Annotated in this window: 25 protein-coding genes; 12 read left to right on the top strand and 13 right to left on the bottom strand. The window is 66.6% G+C overall.

What is annotated here, in order from left to right:
* Nucleotides 1-117: 117 nt before the first annotated feature.
* From EV640_RS12840 to EV640_RS12830, 3 genes are all read right to left on the bottom strand, one after another.
* Nucleotides 118-420, bottom strand: coding sequence for a histone-like nucleoid-structuring protein Lsr2 (locus tag EV640_RS12840; protein ID WP_036476036.1), 303 nt, complete (start codon nt 418-420; stop codon nt 118-120).
* A gap of 487 nt (nt 421-907) precedes the next feature.
* Nucleotides 908-1555 (bottom strand): response regulator, encoded by a 648-nt coding sequence (locus EV640_RS12835; RefSeq protein WP_036476037.1) that lies wholly within the window; start codon nt 1553-1555, stop codon nt 908-910.
* On the bottom strand, nt 1552-2709 hold the full coding sequence (locus tag EV640_RS12830) for a sensor histidine kinase (RefSeq protein ID WP_036476038.1): 1158 nt from the start codon (nt 2707-2709) through the stop codon (nt 1552-1554). The genes EV640_RS12835 and EV640_RS12830 overlap by 4 nt, the downstream gene beginning before the upstream one ends.
* A 161-nt stretch (nt 2710-2870) precedes the next feature.
* Here EV640_RS12830 and EV640_RS12825 point away from each other — a divergent pair, with 161 nt between their 5' ends.
* Together EV640_RS12825 and EV640_RS12820 are read left to right on the top strand one after the other, a co-directional pair.
* Nucleotides 2871-3395, top strand: coding sequence for a DUF6326 family protein (locus EV640_RS12825; protein ID WP_036476039.1), 525 nt, complete (start codon nt 2871-2873; stop codon nt 3393-3395).
* Nucleotides 3396-3852: 457 nt separating this feature from the next.
* Nucleotides 3853-4914 carry an NAD(P)-dependent alcohol dehydrogenase gene (locus EV640_RS12820; protein WP_243832326.1) on the top strand — a complete coding sequence of 354 codons (1062 nt, stop codon included), beginning with the start codon at nt 3853-3855 and terminating at the stop codon, nt 4912-4914.
* Between the two features lie 235 nt (nt 4915-5149).
* Here EV640_RS12820 and EV640_RS13985 read toward each other — a convergent pair whose 3' ends face one another.
* Nucleotides 5150-5935: a LysM peptidoglycan-binding domain-containing protein gene (locus EV640_RS13985; RefSeq protein ID WP_133726630.1), complete on the bottom strand. Its 786-nt coding sequence runs from the start codon at nt 5933-5935 to the stop codon at nt 5150-5152.
* 475 nt (nt 5936-6410) lie between these two features.
* Here EV640_RS13985 and EV640_RS12810 point away from each other — a divergent pair, with 475 nt between their 5' ends.
* Together EV640_RS12810 and EV640_RS12805 are read left to right on the top strand one after the other, a co-directional pair.
* The gene (locus EV640_RS12810; RefSeq protein WP_036476173.1) at nt 6411-6884 is read left to right on the top strand and encodes an Lrp/AsnC family transcriptional regulator; all 474 of its coding nucleotides are present in this window, start codon (nt 6411-6413) and stop codon (nt 6882-6884) included.
* A gap of 7 nt (nt 6885-6891) precedes the next feature.
* Nucleotides 6892-8124, top strand: a complete 1233-nt coding sequence (locus tag EV640_RS12805) for a CynX/NimT family MFS transporter (RefSeq protein WP_036476045.1) — start codon at nt 6892-6894, stop codon at nt 8122-8124.
* A 4-nt stretch (nt 8125-8128) separates the two neighbouring features.
* Here the strand turns inward: EV640_RS12805 and EV640_RS12800 are convergent, their stop codons facing one another.
* From EV640_RS12800 to EV640_RS12775, 6 genes are all read right to left on the bottom strand, one after another.
* Nucleotides 8129-8929: an ABC transporter ATP-binding protein gene (locus EV640_RS12800; RefSeq protein WP_084479607.1), complete on the bottom strand. Its 801-nt coding sequence runs from the start codon at nt 8927-8929 to the stop codon at nt 8129-8131.
* Nucleotides 8926-9699, bottom strand: a complete 774-nt coding sequence (locus EV640_RS12795; RefSeq protein ID WP_200869320.1) for an ABC transporter permease — start codon at nt 9697-9699, stop codon at nt 8926-8928. The genes EV640_RS12800 and EV640_RS12795 overlap by 4 nt, the downstream gene beginning before the upstream one ends.
* A 124-nt stretch (nt 9700-9823) precedes the next feature.
* The gene (locus EV640_RS12790) at nt 9824-10765 is read right to left on the bottom strand and encodes an ABC transporter substrate-binding protein (protein WP_036476050.1); all 942 of its coding nucleotides are present in this window, start codon (nt 10763-10765) and stop codon (nt 9824-9826) included.
* 208 nt (nt 10766-10973) lie between these two features.
* Nucleotides 10974-12620, bottom strand: a complete 1647-nt coding sequence (locus EV640_RS12785; protein WP_036476052.1) for a SulP family inorganic anion transporter — start codon at nt 12618-12620, stop codon at nt 10974-10976.
* Nucleotides 12617-13003 carry an ArsR/SmtB family transcription factor gene (locus EV640_RS12780; protein WP_036476058.1) on the bottom strand — a complete coding sequence of 129 codons (387 nt, stop codon included), beginning with the start codon at nt 13001-13003 and terminating at the stop codon, nt 12617-12619. The genes EV640_RS12785 and EV640_RS12780 overlap by 4 nt, the downstream gene beginning before the upstream one ends.
* 141 nt (nt 13004-13144) lie before the next feature.
* A complete protein-coding gene (locus EV640_RS12775) occupies nt 13145-14719 on the bottom strand; it encodes a CitMHS family transporter (protein ID WP_133726629.1) in 1575 nt (524 codons plus the stop codon).
* 204 nt (nt 14720-14923) lie between these two features.
* Here EV640_RS12775 and EV640_RS12770 point away from each other — a divergent pair, with 204 nt between their 5' ends.
* The 3 genes from EV640_RS12770 to EV640_RS12760 all read left to right on the top strand — a co-directional run bounded on the left by EV640_RS12770 (nt 14924) and on the right by EV640_RS12760 (nt 18260).
* Entirely contained in the window at nt 14924-16549 is a 1626-nt protein-coding gene (locus tag EV640_RS12770) for an ATP-binding protein (RefSeq protein WP_133726628.1), read from the top strand.
* The gene (locus EV640_RS12765) at nt 16546-17280 is read left to right on the top strand and encodes a response regulator (RefSeq protein WP_133726627.1); all 735 of its coding nucleotides are present in this window, start codon (nt 16546-16548) and stop codon (nt 17278-17280) included. The genes EV640_RS12770 and EV640_RS12765 overlap by 4 nt, the downstream gene beginning before the upstream one ends.
* A 68-nt stretch (nt 17281-17348) precedes the next feature.
* On the top strand, nt 17349-18260 hold the full coding sequence (locus EV640_RS12760) for an oxidoreductase (RefSeq protein ID WP_036476063.1): 912 nt from the start codon (nt 17349-17351) through the stop codon (nt 18258-18260).
* 58 nt (nt 18261-18318) lie between these two features.
* Here the strand turns inward: EV640_RS12760 and EV640_RS12755 are convergent, their stop codons facing one another.
* From EV640_RS12755 to EV640_RS12745, 3 genes are all read right to left on the bottom strand, one after another.
* Complete coding sequence (locus EV640_RS12755) at nt 18319-18981, bottom strand: class I SAM-dependent methyltransferase (protein ID WP_133726626.1); 663 nt, start codon at nt 18979-18981, stop codon at nt 18319-18321.
* A gap of 25 nt (nt 18982-19006) precedes the next feature.
* Nucleotides 19007-19540 carry a DUF805 domain-containing protein gene (locus tag EV640_RS12750; protein WP_133726625.1) on the bottom strand — a complete coding sequence of 178 codons (534 nt, stop codon included), beginning with the start codon at nt 19538-19540 and terminating at the stop codon, nt 19007-19009.
* Nucleotides 19541-19882: 342 nt separating this feature from the next.
* The gene (locus EV640_RS12745; RefSeq protein WP_133726624.1) at nt 19883-21148 is read right to left on the bottom strand and encodes a phospholipase D-like domain-containing protein; all 1266 of its coding nucleotides are present in this window, start codon (nt 21146-21148) and stop codon (nt 19883-19885) included.
* Nucleotides 21149-21343: 195 nt separating this feature from the next.
* Here EV640_RS12745 and EV640_RS12740 point away from each other — a divergent pair, with 195 nt between their 5' ends.
* The 5 genes from EV640_RS12740 (at nt 21344) to EV640_RS12720 (ending at nt 25795) form a co-directional block, all read left to right on the top strand.
* The gene (locus EV640_RS12740) at nt 21344-21757 is read left to right on the top strand and encodes a phage holin family protein (RefSeq protein ID WP_166645925.1); all 414 of its coding nucleotides are present in this window, start codon (nt 21344-21346) and stop codon (nt 21755-21757) included.
* Nucleotides 21758-21825: 68 nt separating this feature from the next.
* Nucleotides 21826-23076, top strand: a complete 1251-nt coding sequence (locus EV640_RS12735; RefSeq protein ID WP_243832325.1) for an ion channel protein — start codon at nt 21826-21828, stop codon at nt 23074-23076.
* Nucleotides 23077-23155: 79 nt separating this feature from the next.
* Complete coding sequence (locus EV640_RS12730; RefSeq protein WP_133726621.1) at nt 23156-24646, top strand: NCS2 family permease; 1491 nt, start codon at nt 23156-23158, stop codon at nt 24644-24646.
* Between the two features lie 101 nt (nt 24647-24747).
* Nucleotides 24748-25260, top strand: a complete 513-nt coding sequence (locus tag EV640_RS12725) for a flavodoxin family protein (RefSeq protein ID WP_133726620.1) — start codon at nt 24748-24750, stop codon at nt 25258-25260.
* Between the two features lie 115 nt (nt 25261-25375).
* Nucleotides 25376-25795 carry a hypothetical protein gene (locus EV640_RS12720; protein ID WP_133726619.1) on the top strand — a complete coding sequence of 140 codons (420 nt, stop codon included), beginning with the start codon at nt 25376-25378 and terminating at the stop codon, nt 25793-25795.
* The last annotated feature ends 1 nt before the right edge of the window (nt 25796 follow it).

The following is a 25796-nucleotide window of genomic DNA, read 5'->3' as shown; positions in this document are numbered from 1 at the left end:
GTTCGTCATGATCTGACCAGTCTTCCCGCCCGAGGACTCGGGCAACAAGACGACTCTCACAACGACTGGATCTAAAAAACGGGGTCAGCCCACACTCACCGACGCGCTTGTCGCTGGCTAGCGCTTCTTGGCGTTGCGATAGGCCTCCACGACTTCCCGATGCAGCCGGCCTCTCGAAGAGACCTTGAAACCGTTGTTCACCGCCCACTCACGAATCTGACGAGCCTCGTTCTGCGGTGACGGAGGGGCAATGACCCGACTCTTGCTGATGTACTGCTTCAACGACTCACGCAGCTCCTTAGCGTGCTGATCGCTGAGATCAATTTCGTAATACCGAGCATCCAGACCAAAAGTCACCGTCTCCTTTGCTTCACTGCCGTCAAGATCATCGACAAGCACCACTTCGATTCTCTGAGCCATATCCAAACACCTCATTGCCTCACCGACGATGAGGAAGCAACTGCCTCACCTGTCGTACCGACTTCTGCAAGTGAAAGTCATGCAGAAGGTATAGCTGATAGTGATTACGCCGGGGATGCGTCCAGCGTTCAATCGTGTTGCGAATAAAAATACGTTTCTGAAAAACAAGGGGATGGCCGGCCCTGCGTAACCCGGTGCGAGCTGTGGTTCCGTGGGAGCCGAACAAGGACGCTGACGAACCTGTGGAATCAGCTATACGCCCGTTGTATCGGCGAGGCGGACTGCCCGACCTGTGGCTGTAAGGAACTGGTCAGCGACCCGCTGACGGAGCTTCACCCTAGGCAGCGCTGGAGACAGCCCAGCGATTCGGACAGGTCTTATGCATTCCCGCAGGATTGTTATCGCCTTTCTGGAGTGGGTATTCGCTCCCTCCGCGGCGCCTGGGGGCGCGGGCTCAGGGCCAACCCTGGCGGGGCCCTTCACAGGCTCAGATGCGGCCGGTCTCGTGGGCCCACATGGCGACCTCGACACGATTGCGGGCGCCGAGCTTGCGCATCAGGCTGGCGAGGTGGGCTTTGACGGTGCTCGGGGTGATGTAGAGCTCGCGGGCGATCTCATTATTGGTCCGGCCTTGGGCTACCGGCAGCAGGACCTCCTCCTCGCGGGCGGTGAGCGGTTCTATCGGCTGCCTCGGTGGCGTGGTCTGTGCATCGGCGAAAGCTGCGAGCAGTCGGACCGTCACGCTGGGTGCGATCAGCGCGTCTCCATCGGCGGCGGCATGGATGGCCTGGGTCAACAGGGCGGGTCCGGCATCCTTGAGCAGGAACCCGCGGGCGCCGGCCTTGAGAGCCCCGTGCACGTACTCGTCGAGGTCGAAGGTGGTGATGACGACGATCGGCAGGGGGTCCGTGACGTCGGGGCCAGCGAGGCGCCGGGTGGCTTCGATGCCGTCCATCAGCGGCATGCGGATGTCGAACAGGCCGACGTCGGGGCGCAGCTGGCGCGCCAGGCGGACTGCCTCGCGCCCGTCTGCGGCCGCGCCGACCACTTCGATCCCGGGTTGCGCCTCGAGCAGCATGCTCAGCCCGGTGCGCACGATGGGCTGGTCGTCGGCGATCAGGACCCTGATGCTCATCCGGGAGCCCCGTTTCGGGGCAGAACCGCCTCGACCCGCCAGCCCCTCGCCGCGGGGCCTGCCTGGAAGCTGCCGCCGAGCAGTGAGGCGCGTTCCCGCATGCCGATCAGCCCGTAGCCCACCAGACCGTAGCCTGCTGGGGCGCGGCCGCTGACGGGGGCGCCGTCGTCGTCGATGGTCAGCCGCACCTGGTCGGCCTCGCCCGTGACGGCGACGATGACCCGGGTCGCGTGGCGGGCATGCCGTCGGGCGTTGGTGACGGACTCCTGGGCCAGGCGGTAGATCGCGGCCCTGACCGCTGGGCTGAGGTCGTCGAACTCTCCGGAGAGGGTCACCGTGACACTGGGCCGTGTCTGCGCGTCGGTGGCCAGCTGCTGGATCTCAGCCATGCCGGGCTGCGGCGCGAACTCGGTGTCCTGCGAGGCGCGAAGCACGCCGACGATGTCGCGCAGCTCGGTGAGCGTCCGGGTCGCTGCGTCCTCGATGGTGACCAGGGCCTCGATGGCACGTTCGGGGTGGGAGGCTGCGATGGCGCGTCCTGCTTGGGCCTGGATGGCGATGCCCGAGACGTGGTGGGCCACGGTGTCGTGGAGTTCACGAGCGAGCTGTTCGCGTTCCCGGGCCTTGGCCTGGTCGACGTCGCGGATGTGAATCTTCGTGCGATACCGGATCGCGGCGCCCAGCGCGGCGGCGAACAGGAAGAACCCATATCCGGCGACTGCTCCCCAGAGGCTGACGGGGTCGGCGACGTTGGTGATGGGCAGCCAGAGCAGGATGATGCCGAGGCCGCTTGCGGCCTCTCGACCGGAGCCCCACCGGAACAGCGCATATGCCAGGATCAGCGCCGCCGACATGCTGTTCAGCATGCCGCCTTCGGATCCGGTGAGAATTCTGACGGAGTCGACCACGGTCCACGTGCCGAAGCAGGCGGCGACTGCGAGGAGCGGGTGCGCGCGTCTCCACAGCAGCGGGCCGAGGACTGCGAGCACCGCGAGCAGCAGCAGCGCCAGTGGCGCCAGGTCCTCGCGAAGCGCGACTTCCACCACGGACCAGCAGAACAGCGCGGCGACCAAGGCCCAGTCCCGCGACCCCCGGGCCGGGGCGTTCGTGGGTCGAGGTTCGGCCCACAGCGAGCGGAGCGCGTTGGTCGCCATCTGATCAGCCTAGACAGCCCGTGGGCTCGGTGCATCCGCCGAAAGTACCAGAGCCCGACTGTGCCAACGGCCAGGTCGATTCAGGCTCCACGGCTGATGTGCCCGACGCAGGTATCCGAGACGCTGGAAGCCCCCACCCGATCCAGCCAAGGAGCATGGTGATGAGAACACCTCAATCCCCCGCCACGATGAAGAATCCGTCGTCCGAGAGCCCGCTGGAACATCTGCGCATGCCGGTGCAGGCCACACTCGCAGCGGCATGGACCAGCGTCATGTTCCTCTACATCTACGTCGACTACCTCGCCCTGTACAAGCCGGGCGTCGTCGACGACATCCTGGCCGGCGTCGTCCACGAGTTCGACACCGGCCCCGCCTTTCTCGCCCTTGGGCTTACGCTCATGGCCATCCCGAGCCTCATGATCCTGCTCTCCATGACACTGCCCGCGCGGACCAACCGCACCCTGAACCTGGTCGTCGCAACGCTCTTCATCCCCGTCTCGATCTATAACGCGGATGGGGAGTCCTGGGCCTACTCCTACTTCTACGGCCTCTCGATCGGCCTCGAGGTCTTGATCCTGGCCTTCATCCTGCGCATCGCCTGGACCTGGCCCCGCCGCACCGCCTCACCGGCGCCCCTGGCGGTCAGCGTCGAGGGCGAGCCGGTCCGCACGCCCCGGCAGGCATGACGGTGCGCACTGCGCAGCAGCCTTCGCCCACACCGCCTCCAGGCACGGTCAAGGGTTGTCCGGTCCGCGGTCCTAGCGGTCCCGCACCGGAGACAAGTACGTTTGCAGGAGTCCCCTCGGGCAGCGCATCCACTCACGAAGAAGAGCCGGACTGTTGCGCCGATCAGGAATGTTGGCGGTTATCGGGACCCACGGCATGTAAGCGGGCTCGAGCACACCTGCACGCTCAACCAACCCATCCAACGCGCACACCGCGGGGCACATCCGAAGCCGCAGGGCATCGTGGTCACCGCCCATGCACTGCACGCCGGCGCGGCGAGCCCGTCGCTGGAGACCGCGCCCCGAGGTCATCCAGCACCCAGCATTCAGCAACCCCGCCACCCGGCTCTGGCGGGTCAGGGCCAAGTCGGTCAGACCACCCCAGCGATCGTCCCACTACCAGTGATGGGAGAACGGCATGACATCGCAGAGGCACCACGCCACCACGAGCGGCGAGCCGCACGCTTCGCACCGGGAAGGCGTCTTGATGCAAGCCATGGTGCAGAAGGGGTACGGCTCCACGGAAGTCTTCGACCTCGCAGAGATCGAGCGCCCCAGGATCGCCGAGGACGAAGTACTGGTGCGCGTTCGCGCAGCGGGCCTCGACCGCGGAACCTGGCACATGATGGCTGGCCGACCATACTTGCTCCGGGTGATCGGTTTCGGCTTTCGCAGACCAAAGAACCCCGTGCCGGGAATCGACGTCGCCGGAACAGTGGCTGAGGTGGGTTCCGCGGTGACCAGGTTCGCTGTCGGTCAACCGGTCTACGGGATGTCCCGAGGCTCCTTCGCCGAATATGCTGCCGTTCTGGAGACCAAGCTGGCCGAAAAGCCGGCGAACCTGACTTTCGAACAGGCCGCCGTCGTTCCCATCTCCGCCGGCACAGCCCTCCAGGCGCTGAGCGACTCTGGCCGGGTGGAGCAGGGCGAGAGGGTGCTGGTACTGGGTGCCTCCGGCGGTGTCGGCAGTTTCGCCGTGCAACTGGCCAAGGCATTCGGCGCGGAGGTGACGGGCGTCTGCAGCCCCGGCAAGCAGGACTTCGTGCGATCCCTCGGCGCTGATCATGTCATCGACTACACCCGGGAGGACTTCGCGGACGGTTCGAACCACTACGACCTGATCCTCGACATCGCCGGCAATCCCCCTCTCGCTCGGCTGCGGCGCGCCCTGGCGCCCAACGGGACCGCCGTCGTCGTCGGCGGTGAGGAAGGCGGTGACTGGACCGGTGGGTTCGGGAGAAGCCTGCGGGCGCCGCTGCTCGCGCGATTCGTGAGGCAGCGGCTCACAATGCTTGCGTCCAAGGAACGCGGAAGTGACCTGGAACGGCTCGCGGAGCACTTCAAGAACGGCACGGTCACGCCGCGTGTGGACCGTACCTTTCCCCTGGCGCAGGTTCCAGAGGCGATGCGGCATCTCGAAGCCGGAGACGTGCGCGGCAAGATCGTGATCACCGTGGTCACCGACGAAGCACGCTCATAGCCGCTTCTGGCCCAGGACAGGAACGAGCGATATCGCCATCGAGAAGCTTCAGGATTGCTGCCATCGCACGGCTGGGGCAAGTGTCGTGACGCCGCGAGAGCGCCGTCGCGCTCTGGTCTCGAGGGCAGATCTGCGGTTCTTGCGTGATGAATCTGGTGCCAGTGGACACACTACTAGGGGGCGTCAGCTATGCGCTGACGCCCCCTAATGGTGTGCCTGCTGGCACAAAGTTGAATCAGCCTGCTGCGGGCAGCTTCAGCTGATCGCCGACGAAGATCAGGTTGGGATCCTGGACGGTGTCGGTGTTGGCGTTCCAGATGTCTTTCCAGTCCAGGCCGAGAGCGTTGGCGATGCTGGAGAGCGAGTCGCCTGCCTGCACGGAGTAGGTCTCGCCGGAGGTCTGAACCTCAACCTGCTGCGGTGCCTGCTCGACCGGAGCCTGCTCCACGGGTGCTGGCTCAGGGGCGGGTGCCGGTGCTGGCTCAGGGGCCGGTGCAGGCTCAGGGGCCGGTGCAGGCTCGGGTGCCGGTGCGGGCTCAGGAGCGGGTGCTGGCTCAGGGGCGGGGGCCGGTGCAGGCTCGGGGGCCGGTGCGGGCTCAGGAGCGGGTGCTGGCTCGGGGGCCGGTGCCTGCTCCTGGGGAGCGGACTGCGCGGGAGTGGTGGAGCCGCCGCCGCCCGGGTTGCCGGAGAGGCCAAGCTGCGAGGTGCAGGAAGGCCATGCGCCCCAGCCCTGGATCTCCCAGAGCTGGTGTGCGCGGCTGATCTGCTCGGACTTGCTGGCGTCGCTGGGGAGACCGGAGCCGCCCACTGCCTGCCAGGACTGCTGGGAGAACTGCAGGCCGCCGTAGTAGCCGTTTCCGGTGTTGATCGACCAGTTGCCGTTGGACTCGCACTCGGCGAGCTGGTCCCACTGGCCGGAGGCGCTTGCGGCAGGAGCCTGTGCGACGACGGCTGCGCCGGCGAGCGTGGCAGCTGCGAGGCTTCCGCCGAGAACCTTTTTGAAAGTCTGCTTGGTCTGCATGAGAGTTGAGTCCCGAAGTCCCTGCACTCGTGACCCTCCCGGGCCGTCCTCGTGTCACCGTCCGCCTTCATGTATGTGTAGCGGTCAAGTTTCACCTGGGTCAGCGTGGACGGTGGTGGGTGGCTGACTCGGGTGCTTCCTGAATGCCGTGTGTGGGTCTGGGAACGGAGACCCAGTCGTCACAGCGGAATCACGGAAGATGTCCGTTAACCAGTAAAAGGTCTCGATTTGATTGCGTCAACCGGGGTTCGGGTGACTTCGAACACCCAAAAACCCCGGAATCGCGCGGAAATTGCTTCGTTACCTGGCCGTTATCAACGTTCCTGTGAATAACATGTGAGTGATGTAACCGTGATGCGCCAAGGGTGTGGAATTGCGACTGAGCCCTGGCTCGGCCCAGAGGAGCGGCTTCCACCATGTGGGAATTTTGGTGCGCGAACCGCCAAAGTATCGAATCCGGTGCAAGAATCAGATGATGGACGGTGTGGATCGCGCAATCATTTCTGCGCTGCGAGAAGACGGACGGATTCCCAACGCGGCGTTGGCCCAGAAGGTCGGACTCACCGCCGGGCCCTGCCTGCGCCGAGTCCAGCGGCTCGAGGCTGAGGGTGTCATCTTGGGTTATACCGCTGACATCAACCCCGAAGCCCTGGGACAGTCCTTCGAGGTCGGTCTGGACATCGAGCTCAAATGGGGCGACCGGGAGACCGTGGAGCGGTTTGAGGACACCATGGCGAGCTACGAGGAGGTCCTCGAGCTGCTCCGGCTCTTCGGCTCGCCGGACTATTTCGCTCGCGTCGCGGTGGCGGATCTGCATGCCTACGAGCGGTTCCTCACCAAGAAGGTGCTGACCATTCCCGGGGTTCAGGGCACAGACTCCGCCTTCCCGATGAAGATCATCAAGAGCCAGCGCCCGCATCTGAACACCGGGAAGTCCTTCGACGAGTGAGTCGCGCATGAGCGCGGCCGAGGAGTCCTCGCCTCGGGGTCTGCCGCAGCTGCTGATGATCGTCACGGTCCTGATCGTGGCGGCGAATCTGCGTCCGGCGATCACCGCCGTAGGTCCGCTCATCGAACGGATCGGTGAGGACACCGGTCTCGGTCCGGCAGCCCTTGGACTCCTCGGCGCCATCCCGGCCCTGGGATTCGGCGTTGTCGCGCTCTTCATCGCGGCGCTTGGGCGTCGCTGGGGGCTCGAGCGGACCATCTTCATCTCGCTGCTGCTGCTGGGACTCGGCACGCTGCTGCGGTCCATGCCCTTGGGGGCCTTCTCGCTCTTCGCCGGCACGATCATCCTCAGCGCCGCCATCGGGGTGGGCAATGTGCTGGTCCCTGCGGTGGTCAAACGTGACTTTCCCGCCCGGGTCCCGGTCATGACCGGGCTCTACACAGCGGTGCTCGTCGGCTGCGCCGCGGTGGCCTCCGGCACAGCGGTGCCGGTGGCCGCGGCCAAGGGCTGGGAGTTCACACTCGGGGTCTCGGCGATCTTCGCGCTGCTCTCCGCCGCCCTCTGGGGAGTCCGGCTCAAGGGGAGCCGGCGGACCGGCTCCGCCACGGCCTCCCGCGGGCTCGGCACGATGGTCCCCGACCCAGCGCCGCCCGCTTCGGGCTCCCACGGTGGCACGATGTGGCGCTCCGCGGTCGCCTGGCAGGTCACCGCCTACTTCGCACTGCAATCGGGCATCTTCTACCTGATGCTCACCTGGTTCCCCGCCATCCAGACCTCCCATGGCGTGACCGAGGCCGCCGCCGGCTTCTGGCTCGGCGCCTATCAGGCCATCGGGATCCTCGCGAGCCTGGTGGTGGGACCGATCATGCAGCGTGCCCAGGACCAGCGCGCGGTCATCGTCGTGCTGGCGGGCATCATGTTCCTCGGGGTGCTCGGGATCCTGTTCTTCCCCGTCGCCATGCCCGCCTGGGCGCTGATCGTGGGCTTCGCCTCCGGCGGCAACCTCCTGGCCGGACTGACCCTGATCAGCATGCGCGCCAGGACCTCCGGGGAAGCAAGTCGTCTCTCCGGAATGGCCCAGGGCGTGGGGTACCTGCTGGCCGCCGTGGGTCCGCTGCTGGCCGGCACGCTGTTCGAGTTCACGGGCTCCTGGTCCCCGGTGCTGTGCATCATCGCGGTCGCCGTCGTCGTGATGGCGGTGGTGGGACTCTTTGCCGGACGCAGGGTCGACGTGCTCTGATCAATCACGCCTGCGCGTGGACCTCCTGTGAGATCAGGCGCTCCAGATCGGTGAACTCGACGCTGGTCGGGTCGCGATCTGTTCCGAGGGTGACATCGAAGATGCGTCGGATGTGACCAGGAATCCCATGGGACAAGCCGCCGGTCATGATGACCACGCGATCAGCGAGTCGCACCGCCTCTTCGATGCTGTGCGTCACGAACAGGACGGTGGTCCCCACGGAGCGTCTGATCCGGGACAGGTCCGACTGCATCTGTTCCCGAGTGAGCGCGTCCAAGGCCCCGAAAGGCTCGTCCATGAGCATCACCGTGGGCCTGTTCGCCAGGACTCGAGCGATCGCCACCCGCTGCTGCATGCCGCCGGAGAGCTGATGCGGGTACTTGTCCCTGACTCGGCCCAGCCCCACCAGATCCAGGTACTGCTCGACCAGACCGCGCCTCTCGACACGGGGAAGTCCCTTCTCCTTCGGTCCCAGCTCGACGTTCTCCGCGACCGTGAGCCACGGAAACAGGCCATAGTCCTGGAAGACGAATCCACGGTCAGGGCCGGGGGAGGAGACGTGCTTGCCGTCGAGCGTGATCTCGCCCTCGGAATGCGACTCGAACCCGGCGATCATCCGGAGCACGGTGCTCTTTCCACAGCCGCTCGCACCCACGATGGCGACCAGCTCACCGGGACTGACCTCCAGGTCGAATCCCTGCATGGCGAAGGGTCCTTCGCCGTATCTCTTGCCGACATTGGCGAATGACAGTGCGCCGGTGGTGGTCTGGTTCGCGCTCGATGTCGATTCAGCTGTCGTGCTCATGAGATCTCCTGGAGGACGGGGCGGTTGCGGGAGATGACCTTCAGTGCAAGGACCAGGAACCGGTCGGAGAGGAACCCGAGAATTCCGATGATGATCATTCCGGACATGATCAGGTCGATCTGTGACACGACTCGGCCTTCCATGATCATCGCGCCCAGTCCGATGTTGACGCCGGTCATCTCACCGACCACCAGCAGTGCCCACGCCAGACCGAGGCCCACCCTGAGTCCACTGAAGATGCCCGGAACCGAGGCGGGCGCGACGACGTAGATGAGCCGCTTCCAGGGCTTCATGCCCAACATGGCGGCGGCCTCCAGAAGCCGCGGGGGCACCTGGGCAGCGGCGGCCGATGTGCTGATCAGCATGGGGAAGAAGGCCGCGAGGAAGACCAGGAAGATCGCCGAGCGGTCGCCGATCCCGATGACGATCAGCGCCAGCGGCGCCCAGGCGGTCACGGGTATGGGGCGCACGATGTTGATCAACGGTTCAAAGAGCTGAGTGACGGTCCTGGATCGTCCCAGCAGGATCCCAAAGGGCACGGCGAACGCGGCCGCGAGGGCGAATCCGCTCCCTGCACGAACAAGTGAGGCCCAGATGTGTCTCCAGATGTCCCCGCTGTAGGGTCCGGGGACCAGACCGCCGAAGAAGAGGTCCGCGAGTCGAATACCCACCTGAGACGGAGTGGGCAGCTGTGCCATGCGAATGCCGAAGGGCAGATTCCAACCGAACTGGACTCCCAGGCTCCAGAACACGAGCACTGCGAGCGGCACCGGGAGAGCCAGCAGAAGCGCCCTCGGTGACCACCGCCGACGTCTGGGAGTCGCCGGCTCGTGTCTCGGCGGAGCTTCTCGTACATCTGGGGAGGTCGTGGGTGCGATGGCTGTCATGACGGCCTCACTCCATCTCGGTGACGACGTCATCGGCCACGGGTGCCTCAGAGATGATCTCGAGCTCTTGCATCTGCAGAGCCAGCTCGTCGATGTTGCCGCGATACTCCTCGTCGATGTCTGAACGCAGCCAGATGTTCTCCACCGCCTGCTCCAGCACCTCGTTCTCGAAGGAGAACTGCCCCTGGACGGCTTCTATCCACTCGCTGGGGTTGGCCTCGAGGTGAGCCGTCGCCTCCTCATGGATGCCGAGCAGCTCATTGACCAGCTCGGGATTCTCTTCGGCAAGCGTTCCGGTGGTCGCCAGGCCGATGTTCACCGGACCAAGGGGCGTGGTGTAGATGTCCTCGACCGGTTCGGCTCCATCCAGGAGCGAGAGCGAGACGCCGACCTCGGCTCCCGCGAAGGCGTCGATGTCGCCGCTGCTCAGGGCTTCGTGCATATCGGCGTACCCCAGGTTGACCATGTTGATGTCGGTGTCAGGGTCCAGTCCGGCTTCTTCTGCGAGGAGCCGGAACGCCATCTCCTGTGAGGAACCGGGGACATACCCCACAGTTCTGCCTTCGAGGTCGGGGACCCCCTCGATCTCGGCATCACCGATCAGACCGCTGCCGCCGTCGGCGCCGGAGGCGATCAATGTGATGTCGGACCCCTCCGAGACCCCCGTGATCACCGTCGGGACACCCATGAGGGCGAAGTCCACGTCACCGGAGAGCAAAGCGGTCATCTGGTCGGTGGAGGTGTCCATCGGCACTACTTCGATGGTCGTGCCTTCGGGTGCGAAGTCTTCGTAGGCGTAGGGGGCATACAGGTGTGGCTGACGCTGGGTGGCGATGCTGATGACGTCGTCATCTTCTCGGTCGGGTTCGCCGGTGCATCCGGTCAGGGCCAGAGCGGAGGTCATGACGACGGCGGTGAACGTAGTCGTCCGCAGAGCAGTGATGTTCATGGTCCCATTTCCTGAGGCTGAATCTTCTGAACGTGAATGGAGTGGTCTGCGCAGGACGGAGAGCACCCGGAGACGTGTGTATCCGCAGTTGTGGACGCGGTCGTATACACGTTTTGAAGCCTAGGGAGCCGGTGTTTCAGCGGCATTACTCAGCGGTGAAGGGGTCGTGTCCGCGAGCTCACCACGCCGCGTGTGGGCCAGGCGAGGCTTACTCGGGAGTCGGTTCGTGGTCACGCCGCACGTGACTGCGGGCATGCTCCACCGCAGGTGCCAGCTCGGCGAAGAGGTGCTTGTGGTGTCGCAGGGACTCGAGCACTCCGACCCGTGTGACCAGCGCGAGGTGCCGGTCCTGGATGCCTTTGATCAGCACCGTGATGCCACGCCGTTCCAGCGCGGTGACCATCTCAGACACCACGCGGGCACCGGTGGCGTCGAGAACCTGCAGCTGAGACATCCGGATGATCACCACATCGACGTTCTGGATCTCGGTGACCTTCTCCAGAACCCGCTCGGCGGCGCCGAAGAAGAGCGCCCCGTCCAGACGAAACACCGCGATATGGCCATCCCCGGAGTGCGCCGGTCCGGGAATCACCTCCCGGTGCACCCCACTGGTGGCGACCATCGAGCGCAGCGCGAAGAACGCAGCGACGAGGACGCCGATCTGCACCGCCTCGATCAGATCCAGCGATACTGTGATCACGGCGGTGACCAGGAAGACCAGGGCGTCTGCCCGGGTGGAGCCCACGATCGCGCGGACAGTGGCCCGCGAGACCATGCGCACCGCGGTGACCATCAGCACCCCGGCAAGGGCTGCCAGCGGGATCTGGGACACCGGGCCGGTGGCCAGGTAGACGACGCCGAGCAGCACCGCTGCGTGGACGATGGCGGCCAGCCGGGTGCGCGCGCCGGAACGGATGTTCACCGCCGTGCGGGCGATCGCTCCGGTGGCCGGCATGCCGCCGAAGAAGCCCGAGGCCACTGATGCCAGGCCTTGCCCGACGAGCTCGCGGTCCGCGTCATAAGGGCCGGTGTCGGAGATCGAGGTCGCCACTCGCGCCGAGAGCAGCGACTCGATCGCTGCCAATGCGGCGATGGTGGCCGCCGGAGCGGCCAGCGCCAGGAGGGTGGCGCTGTCGAACTCGGGCAGCATCGGGGCCGGAAGCGAGTCCGGCAGTGCGCCGATCCGGGCAGTGGGCAGGTCCAGCAGCGCCGCCAGTACGGTGGCGGCGATGATCGCCAGGATCGAACCGGGCATCTGCGGGTGGATTCGAGGCGCCCCGATCATGATCACCGCGACCAGCACGACCAGTCCCACGGGTGCGGCGATCTCCGGCCACGGGACCGTGGCAAGACTCTGGGCGGCGGATACCGCGGCGTTCGCGCTGGGGCCCGCGAGCACTCCGAAGGCGGCGGGCACCTGTTGCAGGAAGATGATGACCGCGATGCCGAGGGTGAAGCCCTCGATCACCGGCCAGGGCAGGAAGGTCACCACCCGGCCCAGCTTCAGCGCCCCCGCGGTGATCACCAGGAGCCCGGCCAGCACGGTCACCACGGCCAGGGCGGCGATGCCGTGGGCGGCGATCACCGGGCCCAGGACGACCACCATGGCGCCGGTGGGGCCCGAGACCTGCACGTTGGACCCGCCGAACACCGCGGCGATGAACCCGGCCACCACGGCAGTGATCAGACCGCTCGCCGCCCCGGCCCCTGAGCTGACCCCGAAGGCCAGCGCCAGCGGAAGCGCCACGATGCCTACGGTGACCCCGGCGACCAGGTCGCCTTTCCAGGTGCGCGGGATCGCGGCGTAGTCAGACCGCCTGGGCAGCAGCGCCCGGATGGACGCCACGGCCTTCATCGGTTGCCAGTGACAGTGGCGGAATCCGCCGGTGACTCTGCGGCCAGCGCGTTGGCGAGATTCCGCTCGGTGCTGCGCAGGATCTCCTGGAGCAGCGCCTTGGCCACCGCCAGCAGCTCGGCCACCTGAGGGTGGGCCAGTGAGTAGAACATCTGCAGTCCGCGTCGATGGGACACGACCAGATCGTAGCGTCGCAGCACTGCCAGATGCTGGGAGAGATGTGAGGCCTCCAGCGAGGTCTCGGCGAGCAGATCGGTCACCGAGACCTCCGGCTGCTCGGCGAGCAGCTCCAGCACCCGGATCCTCACCGGGTGGGAGAGGCCCTTGAAGAGGTTCGCTTTGACCTGGTTCAGGGGGCCTCGTCCATCGACATGATCGTCCACGATCGTCTCCTCAGAGCTGCCAGATAATTTATTGATTTATAAACTCATCATATAGCGCTGGGGGAGGAGGGTCCACGGCCGCTCTCCTTCCACCTGTACGGCCGGGTCGATGGATGGGTTCGTCACCGCTGCCTGGCCAGGTCAGCTCCAGGGGATCAGCCCCAGCACCAGAGCCAGCACCAGGGCGACCACGGAGAAGATCCACATCGGCACGAAGGAGTAACGGATGTGTTTGCCGATGTCACAGCCGGCCAGTCCGAGTGCCAGCCACAGGGCCGCGGAGAAGGGGCTGATGAAGGTGCCGATGATGTTGCCCACCAGCACCGCGTAGACCACCGCGAGGGTGCTCACTCCGGCCTGGGTGGAGACGCCCTCCACCACGGGCAGCAGCGCGAAGTAGTGGGCGTCGGTGCTCAGCAGCAGCTCCAGCGGAAGTCCGAAGACCCCGACGATCAGGTGCAGGTAGGGGATCAGTGCGGCAGGCAGGATCGATACGGCGTCGGTGGCGAGGGATTCCAGCATGCCGGATTCCTCCAGAATGCCCAGGAAGCAACCGGCGGCGAGCACGATCGCGCCGGTGGTGACGGCGGCGCCCCCGTTGATCTTCAGCGCCTCCATCTGGTCGCTGACCTTGGGATAGTTGATCACCAGGGCGCCGCTGAGGCCGAGCATGAAGGCCAGTGGGGAAGGCAGGATGTCCGAGATCAGCAGGGCAAGCATGCCGAGGACCAGGATGGTGTTCACGATCATCTTCCACCGCGGGGTTGCCACGGCGTTCTCCGTCCCGCCCCAGAGATCATCGGCCTCGCCGCTGTAGGCGTCCGTCTTGGCCGCGCTCTGGCCGTCCCGGTCAGAGCCGGTGGAGGTGGTGGAGCTTCCGCCGGTGCCGGTGCCGGTGCCGGTGGCGTTGGCGGTGGCGGTGCTGCCCGTGGTGGCGCCTGCGGTGGTGCGGCTGGTGACGCCGCGGTTCGCAGAGGTGGCGGAGACGAGCTCGCGCTCCTGGACCCGATCCCCTGCGGGGCCCTCGACCTGCGCGTCGACCTGTTCGTCGAGCTGCTCACCGGACTGCGCCTCAAGCTCGGCAGCTGCCCTGGTGCGGGCAGCGATCCGGCGCTGCTCGCGCAGACCCAGCAGGACCGCGGTGATCACGAGCATCGCCAGGCACAGGATCTGCACCGGGATCAGGCCGCGCCAGAGGTCGATCGGATCCATTCCGACGACGGCGGCCGAGCGGGCCACGGGTCCGCCCCATGGCAGCATGTTCAACACGCCCATGCTCATGCCTGCCAGCAGCAGCAGCAGGTACGGGCTCATGCCCAGGTGCCGGTACAGCGGGAGCAGGGCTGGAATCACGATCAGGAATGTGGAGGCGCCGGCGCCGTCGAGGTGGCAGACCGCCGCCAGCAGCACCGTTCCCACGCAGATCGCGATCACGTTGCCGCGGGTCAGCCGCACGGTGAGTCTCACCAGCGGGTCGAAGAGTCCTGCGTGGTTCATGATCCCGAAGAACAGGATGGCGAAGATCAGCATCACCGCGACGTCGAGCACCGAGCCGATGCCCTCGCCGAAGAAGTCGCCGATCTCGGTGAAGGTGAAGCCGGCCAGCAGTGCTCCCGCAAAGGGAATCACGGTCAGTCCGACGATGGGGGCGATGCGCCCCATGATCAGCAGCGTCGTCATGGTGACGATCACTGCCAGGCCGATTAGGCTGAGCATGATTTTTCTCCTCGATGCGGGTGTGGGGATCGATCAGCGGCAAAAATGTGAGCCACGTGACAGCATGGAACGCATGTGACCGGGCCCACAGTTTTGTGCATCTGCGCGCAATATTGGTCATATTGGTCTCGATCACGGCATTGCGCGGCGAATGATCCGTGAACCATCAGCCCAGACCCGCAGCATCAGGAGGCAGCAGTGTCCGTGCGGTCATCACAGGCGCCCACCACTGGTGAGGTCTCCCTGGTCCGTCGGCTCTTCCGCTGGAACATCATGCTGCTCATCGGCGCGGTGACCCTGGTCAGCCTGCTCTGGGGGGTGCACCAGTATCTGGAGGTCCGCGCACAGTACGCGGAGCGGGTGCTGACCATGGCGGAATCGGTCTCCGTGATGGACACGGTCCAGGACGCGCTGCGCACCGAGAACCCCGCCGAGATCCTGGCCCCCTGGGCCGAGACGCTGCGGGCCGCCAGCGGGTATGAATACATCATGATCGCCGATGCCGATGGCATCCGGCAGTCCCACCCCGACCCGGCGGCCATCGGCGGGCGCCCCGAGCTGGATCCGGCACCGGTGCTGGCCGGAGAGACCTGGACCGGGGTGGAGCACGGCCACGCCGGGCTCACCATGCGCGCCCGAGTGCCGATCACCGAGGACGGGGGTGAGGTCATCGGCTTCGTCTCAGTGGGTATCCTCGCCTCCGAGGTCCGCCTCGCCTCCTTCCAGGAGCTCCCGCTGATCCTGGGGGCCGCGGCGCTCGCCGTAGGCATCGGCGCGATCGGCGCCCGGATGCTGGCCCGAAGGCTGCGCGCGGACACCCACGGCCTGGAGCCGCGGGAGATCACCGCGCTGCTCGATGGTCGAGAGGCGCTGCTGCACGCCATCGGTGAGGGCGTGATCGGCCTGGACCGGGAGGGCCGCGTGGTGCTGGCCAACACCCCGGCCCGGCACCTGCTGCGCCTGCCGGTGGATCATCTCGGGCGCACGCCCGCACAGCTGGGACTCAGCGCCGAGGCGCAGGCGGTGCTGACCGGGCCCGAGCCGGGGGAGGATCTGCTGCTGAGCGTGGACGGGCTGATCCTGGTCTGCAACCGCAGGCCGGTGCGCCTGCGCGAGGACGACGGCGGCGTCGTCGTCACCCTGCGTGATCGCACCGAGCTCACCCGGCTCAGCGACCAGCTCGACGGCGCCCGCACCGTCACCGACGGGCTGCGGGCCCAGCGGCACGAGTTCGCCAATCGGCTGCACACCGTCGCGGGGATGCTGGAGCTCGGCGGCGTGGATCAGGCCCAGGACTACCTCTCCGAGCTCTCCCTGGCCACCTCGGGTGCCGATGCCCAGATCGCCGCCCGGATCCAGGACATGACCGTGGCGGCATTGGTGCTCGCCAAGTCCGTCCAGGCCGCCGAACGTGGGGTGCAGTTCAGCCTCTCCGAACTTTCTCAGCTGCCCGCAGACCAGCCCCACGACCTGCGCGATGACCTGCTGCTGGTGATCGGAAACCTGATCGACAACGCCATGGACGCCGCGATCTCGGGCCCGCTCGCGGAGGCACGGGTGGAGCTGATGGTCCGGCACCACGGTGGGATCACCGACGGGCTGGTCGAGGTGCGGGTGATCGACTCGGGCCCCGGCCTGGACCCTGAGATCGCCGCAGAGATCTTCAGCGTCGGACGCTCCACCAAGGACCAGGCAGGTCGCCGCGGCCTGGGCCTGGCGCTGGTGCACCAGGCCTGTATGCGACGCGGCGGCTCGGTGAGCGTGGAGCATGAGGACGAGACCACCTTCTGCGCCTACCTGCCGGTGCGAGCCGAGGTGATCAGCGCATGAACGCCCCTGCTGGGACGACCTCCGGCGGGCCCGGAACCCCCGCCCCGATTCCGGTGCTGATCGTCGACGACGACGTGCGTGTGGCCCGGAACCATCGTGAGCTCGTCGACTCGATGCCCGGCTTCACCGTGGTGGCCAGCGCGCACACCGCCGCCGAGGCACTGGAGGCGGTGCGCCGACACCGTCCCGGTCTGGTGCTGCTGGACCTCTTCCTGCCCGACCGCACCGGTCTGGCGGTGCTCGAGGAGCTCCGGAGCGCGACCTGGCTGCGGGAGGTCGGCGTCATCGACGTCGTGATGATCACCGCGCTGCGCGACGTCGAACATGTGCGCACGGCCATGGCGATGGGTGCGCTGCACTACCTGATCAAACCCTTCCCGCTGCGCCAGCTGCGCGACCAGCTCGAACGCTACGCCGCGGCGCGCAAGCGGATGGCCGCGATGTCCACCGTGACCCAGAACGACGTCGACGCGCTCTTCGGCATGATGCGCCCGATGGCGTCACGCTCCATGGCCAAGGGGCTGACCCCGGCCACGGCTGAACGGGTGGCGGAGGCGCTGCGCTCGAGAGAGGGCGACGTCTCCGCCGTCGAGGTCTCCGAGGCCACCGGGATCGCCCGGGTCACCGCCCGGCGCTACCTGGAGCACCTGTGTGCAGAAGGCCGGGCCGAGCTGACCCTGCGCTACGGACAGGCCGGGCGGCCGGAGCACCGCTATACCTGGGTGCCCTGAGCGTGTCGCCGGGGTCGATCTCGCGGCACAAGTGACGGATCCGAGATCGGACTGACTAGGCTCGGGCCATGAACAAGCAGAGCTGGACCGCGGCAGATCTCCCGGTGCTTCACGGTCGCACCGCGCTGGTCACCGGAGCCAACAGCGGCGTCGGGCTGGCGACGGCGACCGCACTGGCCCACGCTGGAGCTCATGTGGTGCTCGGTGTGCGGGACACCGCTCGCGGCCGCGTGGCTGCGGCGACCATGTCCGGCAGCACCGAGGTTCGTCGACTGGACCTGGCGGACCTGGCCTCGGTGAGAGCCTTCGCCCAGTCCTGGACCGGCCGGCTCGATCTGTTGATCAACAATGCGGGGGTCGCCGGTGGGCGGGGCGCGGTGACCGAGGACGGATTCGACCTGCAGTTCGGCACCAACCACCTGGGGCACTTCACGTTGACGAACCTGCTGCTTCCGCATCTGAGCGACAGGGTGGTCACGCTGGCCTCCGGAGCGCACCGGGCCGGTGACATCTTCTTCGAGGACCTCGCGCTGCGCACCCGCCGGTACTCGCTCGCCGAGGCCTATGGGCAGTCCAAGCTCGCGAATCTGCTGTTCACCCTGGAACTGGAACGTCGACTGCGGCAGTCCGGCTCTGCGGTGCGCTCGCTGGCCTCGCATCCCGGGTACTCCGCCACCAATCTAGGAATCCGTGGGCGCAGCAGACCGCTGGTCGCCACCGTGAACCTCGCAGGACGGCTTCTGGCGCAGACCAGCCAAGAAGGTGCTGTGCCCACGCTCTTCGCCGCCACCCAGGACCTCCCAGGGGCCAGCTACGTCGGCCCCGACGGCCGGTGGGAGCTGCACGGCAGCCCCAGCCTGGTCGGACGCTCCGCCAGGGCCAGTGACCCTGTGCTGGCGCAGCGGCTCTGGGAGGCCTCCGAGGAGCTCACCGGGGTCCGCTTCGGGCTTGACCTGGGGAGGTCTGCCGCAGACCGCTGATCTCAGTCAGCTGGGCCTTGTGGGTCCTGCGATCTCCTGCAGCGCCTGCACATGCGCCTCAATGACGCACCGGTCGGTCCTGGTCAGTCAGAGCCAGGTGATCTGCCGTGAGTCCCGGCCCCCGCTGCGCGATGATCGAGACGTGGGCTCGACGCCCAGGGTCCTCTCGGTCCTCGGCATCGAGAACCGTGAATCCAACCCCCTCCAGCCGCTGACGCATCGCCGCGGTCGACCAGGAGTGCGCTGCGCTGACCTCATGGGCGAACACCGCTGCGTCGGGCCCGCCGAAGAAGCCGATCAGCAGCCTCCCACCTGGCCTCAGGGCTCGGTGGAGTTCCTGAAGAAGCACGGGCAGGACCGGGAGGGGAGTATGGATCAGGGAGTACCAGGCCAGGATCCCGGCCAGCGAGCCATCGGGGACCTCCAGCGCAGTCATCGACCCCACTCGGAACGGCACGCCGGGGAACCGGGCCCGCGCATGGCCGATGAACTCTGGCACCAGATCCAGGCCCGAGATGTCGGCGCCGAGCGAGTGCAGGTGGGCGGTCCAGTGGCCCGGACCGCATCCCGCGTCGAGGACCGGACCGGTGGAGAGCTCACCGGCCCACGCTGTGATCCTCTCGCGATCACGGGTATCCATCTGTGTGACGGTGCCCAGCAGGGAAGAGTACTCGGCGGCCCGCCGGCCATAGGCGACGCGCAGGTCCTCTTCACCGGTCATCACGAGCGATCCTGAGCGTGACGAATCAGGGCCGCGCGATCTCAGGTGCGTCCCACTCCGGGCGACGCTTCTCCGGCTTGGATCCGCGAGCCATCAGGATCAGGAAGATGATTCCGCCGAGGACTGGCATGAACGAGATGAAGAACATCGGGCCGGGCAGTCCGGTGTCGTGGAAGCGACGCCAGGTCACGGCCAGCAGCGGGGAGATGGTCGCGGCCCAGATCAGCAGCATCAGGAATCCTGCGATGGCGACGATCGCGCCGGCGGTGCCTTCGAACCAGATCTGGTAGGAGAACTCCGGCTGGCCTGCTGGGTTGTAGGCCTCGGTGACGATGTCGTCCGAGAAGGACGTGGAGACGAGGATCGCGGTGGCGATGATGATCACCCACTGGATGAGGAAGAGCATCAGCCAGGGCCACCAGAACTCTCCGCGAGTGGAGTAGCCCTTGAACTGCGTGTAGTTCTTGAAGAACGCCGCGATGCAGGCCTTGGGACCACCAGGAGACGGGCGCCCGGTGACAGGTGCATTCGGTGGAGTGTCATACGCGTAGTCAGTCATGGGGTCTCCTGAGCGGCCGGTCGGCGGGGACGGGGAGTGGCGGCGTCGAACAATTCTTCACGCGCCTGCAGGAGAAATCCCTGACCGCGCATCAGCGTCGATGCGATTCAATGCCATCGAGGCTGGTCTGACCTGCAGGTATGGGGGATTTTCAAGATCCACGATTACCGAAACTAGCCTGAACAAAAGGTGCGCGTCAACAGGATCCGTGCGCCACGCCTGGGTCTCGGCGATGGTGGAACGGCCGCGGTGGGCCTGCATCCCTGCCATGACGCGGATTGAGGCAGTTGCCCTGCGCAATTAAAATTTCTTGCGCGAAACGGGGTGTGAACTCTCCGAAGCTCAGAGCACCGGGCGCAGCGGGATCAGCGCCCACTCCGTGGCGCGCGCCATCGGGTGGCGTTCACGCCAGGTATCGGCACTCACGACCTCACAGTGCTCACGGTCGCTCTTGAAGACCTTCTCCATCTCGGAGGCGAACCCTGGATCGATGACCTCGACATTGGACTCGTAGTTGAACGACAGGGACAGCCTGTCGATGTTGGCGGTGCCGATCGTCGACCACTCGCCGTCGATCGTCGCGGTCTTGGAGTGCATCATGCTGCTCGCGTAGAGCAGGATGGAGATGCCCGAGTCGAGCATCTCCCTGAAGAAGCCGCGGGACACCCAGTCGGCGAGGACGTGGTTGGAATCCTTGGGCACCATGACCTGGACATCCACGCCGCGCTCCGCGGCCAGCTTCAAGGCCCGCAGGATCTGTTGGTCCGGGATGAAGTAGGGGGTCGAGATCCAGATCCGCTCGTTGGCCCGTTCGATGGCCTTCAGATACATGTTCCGGATCGGGTAGACCAGGTCCACCGGCAGGTTGGCGACCACGCGGACCGAGGGATCCCAACTGTCCGGGGCGATCCATGGGATCTGATCCTCTACGGCGCGATCCTCGTTCCACAGCCGAGCGATCGTCTGGCGGAGTCCCCAGACGGCGGGGCCCACCTCGCGCAGGTGGGTGTCGCGCCACTTCTTCGCGTAGAGCGAGCCGATGTTGTACCCACCGACGAAACCGACCTCGTCGTCGACGACCAGGATCTTGGAGTGGTTGAAGCCGGTGGACCGGATGGGCGCCTTCCAGAAGCTTCTTCCTGCCGCTGGCATGCGGAAGACCTGGATGTCAGCATCGAGCTGCGCGTAGAAGGAGTGTGACACCACCAGATTGGCGAATCCGTCATAGATGATGAAGACCTTCACCCCGCGACGAGCCGCCGCGTTGAAGGCATCGATGAACTGCTGACCGACCTCATCGTTCTTCCAGATGTAGGTCTTCATCAGAATCACGTCTTCGGCCGATTCGATGGCTTCGAGCATGTCCCCATAGAGCGATTCACCGTCGGTGTAGATGCGCATCGGGGACTCTTCGACCTCGGTGTCGAACGTTCCTGGGCGCGGCGCGTTCCGCTCCTTGCGCTGGCCATGCTTGAACAGGTCCAGCGCCACCACCGAGAGGGCAGCCAGCGTCGGAACTGCCAAGGCGGAGGCCGCGACCGCAAGTGGCAGCGTCTTGCGCGGAGATCGGGGGCCGCCCAGGTGGCGCTTGTGCATCAGGAAGCTCATGGGGCCACTCTAATTGGCCGCAGGCTCTCCAGGCGTGGTGCCCGCGCCACGCATGGTGACCCATCAGCCGACATCTCTTGACCTGGTGCCCGCCAGGGTCTCTGATGGAGTCATCGACTGGGTCCGTGTCACCTTCTCCACAGCAGGGTTCCGGCCAGTGGGATCCAGACGGCCGCACCCGAGAGAGAGCCTGTCATGGTTCGCATGTTGCTTCAGGCCGCGATCAATGTGGTGATGGCCGCCGTTGCGATGCTGGTCGCCGGAACCTTGATCGACGGCGTCACCCTCGAACCGGTGGGATTCGTCACCGCCGTCGTCGTCTTCGTCCTGGCGCAGGCCGTCCTGGGTCCATTCGTGTTCAACATGGCCCGTCAGTACGCCTCCGCAATCCTCGGCGCGGTCGGCCTGGTCTCCACCCTGCTGGCCGTCTGGGTGGCGACCCTTGTGACGGACGGTCTTACGCTCTCCACCCCGATGGCCTGGATCTTGACCCCCCTGGTGGTCTGGATCGTCACGGCCCTGGGGACCTGGGTCCTTGGGTACCTGGTGCTCAAGCGCTGGTGGGACAAGCGCACTGAGGAGAAGAACATCCGGCAGGCTCTGCGCTGATCCCGATGCTGTCGTTGACCAGCCACACCGGTGATCCTGGATAGAAGGACGTCACGACGATGCCTGGGATGAACGGACAAGAAGCCCCGACCGTCGCCGGGCTTCTGCGATTATCGGTCCCGGCGATCCTGGTCGGCGCCGTTTCGGCCCTGAGCCTGTTCCTGGTGGAGGAGACCGCGCATCTGTTGGAACACGTCCTCTGGGTGGACCTCCCCGGACTCTTCGGCCTCGATCCAGACTCGGGCTGGTGGATCTTCGCGGTCTTGAGCGTCACCGGACTTGCGGTCGGAGCCGTCTGCACGTTCGTCCCAGGTCGTGGGGGACGCGACTCCGCGACCGTGGAGCTCCTGGCCCCGCCCCTTCCGCTGTCCGCCGTGCCTGGGCTCCTCCTGGCGAGTCTGCTGGTGCTGGCCGGCGGCGTCAGCCTCGGCCCGGAATCACCCATCATCGCGATCAACACCGCGATCCTGGTGGCATTGACCGTCCGGTTCTGGCCGCGCATCGAGGTGAAGCTCGTGGTCCTGATGACGGGTGCAGGCACCATCGGGGCACTGTTCGGCACGCCCGTGGCCGCCGCACTGGTGCTGACCGGTGTGGTGGCCGCGGCCGCAGGCGGGGGCGCGCTCTGGGACCGGCTCTTCCTGCCGCTCCTCGCCGCGGCGACCGGCTCGCTGACGATGCGGATGCTCGACGGCCCGCAGTTCGGACCCACCGGGATAGAACCGCTCGGGGCGCCACAGCCCTCGGACCTGCTGCTCGGCGCCGTGGTCGCCTGTGCCGCCGCGCTGATCATTCTCGCCGGAGCAGCCGTGTTCACCCCGCTGCATGCGAGCTTCCGCAGACTGCGCAGTCCGTTGCTCTACACCACCCTGGGCGGAGTCCTGCTCGGTGGTCTCGGCGCCCTCGGCGGCCCGGTGACCCTGTTCAAGGGCGGCCAACAGATGGCCGATCTCATCCGAGACGCGGGGGACCTCACCACCACAGAGCTGCTGCTCATCGTGGCGGTCAAACTGTGCGCGCTGCTCGTCGCGGCCACGGCTGGCTTCCGCGGCGGCCGGATCTTCCCGGCGACCTTCCTCGGGGCAACGGTGGGGCTTGTGGCGCAGTCGCTGCTCCCCGAGCTTCCGCTGAGCCTCGCGCTCGCCTGCGGGGTGCTCGGAGCCGTGCTCGCCGAGAGCCGCGACGGGTGGATCGCACTGTTCATCGCCGTCGTCGTGGTCGGGGACATCTCGGTCCTGGCCGTCCTGTGTCTGGTGGTCCTGCCCGTGTGGCTCCTGGTCATGGGTGCCCCGAAGATGCTGGTCCGCGCGGAGGAATAGCCGGTCTCGGCGTGACTCCGGTCTCGTCTGGTGAAGTCCGTTGGTCGGAACAATGCACGGGGCAATAAGGTAGTGCTCCGTGAGCACTCAGATCCCCGCCTCCCAGACTTCCGCACCCCGGCAGCTCGGGAGCCTCGACCGGTATTTCCATATCACCGCCCGCGGCTCGAGCATCGGTCGGGAGGTGCGCGGCGGGCTGGCCACCTTCTTCGCGATGTCCTACATCATCGTGTTGAACCCGCTGATCATCGGCGCCTCAGCCGACTCCACCGGCAACTTCCTCGGCGGCGGCTCGGAGCCGAACCTGCCCGCCGTCGCGGCGGCGACCTCGCTGATCTCAGGTCTGATGACCATCCTGATGGGCGTGATCGGCAAGTTCCCTATGGCGGTCTCCTCCTCGCTGGGGCTCTCGGCCTTCATCACCTACGGCATCGTCGTGCTGCCCGGTATGACCTGGGCCGATGCCATGGGGCTGGTGGTCATCGAAGGCGTGATCCTGCTGGTCCTGGTGCTCACCGGGTTCCGCTCCGCGATCTTCAACGCCGTCCCTGGCGCGCTGAAGATCGCGATCAGCGTCGGCATCGGGCTGTTCATCGCCCTGATCGGCATGGTCAACGCCGGCTTCATCCAGAACAACGGCAGCACCGGGCTGGAGCTCGGCGTCGGCGGATCGCTCTACGGCTGGCCGATCTTCATCTTCCTCATCGCGATGTTCGCGCTGTTCGCCATGTGGGCGGCCAAGGTCCGCGGCGCCATCCTCTACTCGATCGTGGGCGCCACGGTGCTCGCGATCACCCTGGAATCGGTGTTCCGGATCGGTCCGCAGACCGCCGCAGACGGCACCGAGAACCCCTACGGCTGGGGTCTGACCGTGCCGACGTTGAACCAGGACTGGCTGACCATGCCGGACCTGAGCCTGATCGGTGACTTCAACCTGCTGGGCTCCTGGCAGAGCATCGGCGTGGTCGCGGCCACCCTCGCGATCTTCACCCTGCTGCTGGCCAACTTCTTCGACCTGCTGGGCACCATGGTGGGCGTCTCCAACGCCGGCGGGATCAAGGACGCCGACGGCGAGATCCCGCACTCGCGCCGGATCATGGTCGCCGACGCGGTCGGCACCATCGGTGGCGGTGTGGGCTCGACCTCGGTGAACTCCGGATTCATCGAGTCCACCGTGGGCGTGGGCGACGGCGCCCGGACCGGTCTGGCCAACGTGGTCACCGGCGTGCTCTTCCTGGCCACCATCGTGCTGGCTCCGCTGGCCGCCGTGATCCCCACCGAGGCTGCCTCGGCCACGCTGGTGCTGGTCGGCTTCCTGATGATGCAGCAGATCGTGCGGATCGACTGGACCGATGTGGAGATGGCGATCCCCGCCTTCATGACCATCGTGGTCATGCCGTTCTCCTACTCGATCACCAACGGCATCGGCGCCGGATTCATCAGCTACGTGGCCATCAAGGTCTTCCGCGGCAAATGGCGCGAAGTGCACCCGCTGATGTACGTCACCGCCGCGCTGTTCGTGCTCTACTTCGTCTCAGGACCCATCCAGGAGGCCCTCGGGGTCGGCTGACCCGCAGGGTTTCTGCAGCCGTCGCCGAATAAAGGGACTTAAGGTCCTGGCGCACTCCCCAGCGGCGGCGAGAAGATGGCCCCTGAAAGGAGCGTGACGTCATGGATGCTGTGATCGTCTACGAGTCCGCGTGGGGAAACACCAAGATCATCGCCGAGGCGGTGGCGGAGGGACTGGTCTCGGCCATTGATGTCGGAATGATCCTCGACGTCAGCTTCGCTCCGCCCGCTGACACCATCACGGCTGATCTCCTCGTCCTCGGCGCCCCGACCCACGCCTTTGGGCTGAGCCGACCGCAGACTCGCGAAGAGGCCGCTCGACGGGGCGGGCACCCCGGGGACACCGGACTTCGGGAGTGGATCGGTGCCGCCGGTGACCTCCACCTCCCGGTCGCGGTGTTCGACACCCATGTCCGCCACCCGAACCTTCCGGGTGCGGCCAGCAAGAAGGCCGCGAAGCTGCTGCGCAGCCACGGTGCCTCGCTTCTTGCGAAGCCGGAGAGCTTCTACGTCGAGGGGTACGAGGGGCCGGTGCTGCCCGGGGAGATCGAACGAGCCAGGAAATGGGGTGCCGAGCTCGCCCAGCGGCTGCCGGAGAGCTCCCGTGTGGCCTGAGCGGGCGGCTGCTCGCGGCCTTCGCGCCGCTGGTGCTCCTCGCCTCGAGGCCAACGGCCTCGCCTCAGCTGTGGCTCCGCGCTGGCCCAGGTGCGTCTCGGCGGTGGCAGGCGCCATGATGCTGGATGGCGCAGCGATCAACACGGTCCTGGTCACCGTGAGGCCTGGGGTCTACCCGATGCTCGGGACCTGGCTCGCGGACCTCTCCCCGTGGCGGTTCGGCGTGCTCCACGATCTGTGGGACCGCACCTTCGGGACGCGCCCGCGGGTGTGGGGCGCCGTGGTGGGCGTGGGCTGTGAAGCTGCGATCGGGGTGCTGGCGCTCTCCCGCAACCCACGCCGCAGGCTCCTGGGCCTCAGCGGGATCGCGCTCTTCAAGCTGGGGCTGCTTGCTCTGGGACTGTGGTTCTGGGCCCTGCCGTGGCTTGCCGTGCTCATCCCGACGATCGTCCTCACCGCCCGCTCGTCGGTCCGATCGCCGGCCCGCTCGCCGATCCGGGTCAGGGCTCAGGCCAGGTCCATGCCGGGGCGATGAC

It is taken from the genome of Nesterenkonia aurantiaca, from assembly GCF_004364585.1.
Lineage (GTDB): Bacteria > Actinomycetota > Actinomycetes > Actinomycetales > Micrococcaceae > Nesterenkonia > Nesterenkonia aurantiaca.
The sequence above is the reverse complement of the archived record's forward strand: the minus strand, read 5'-3'. Positions and strand labels throughout refer to the sequence as shown.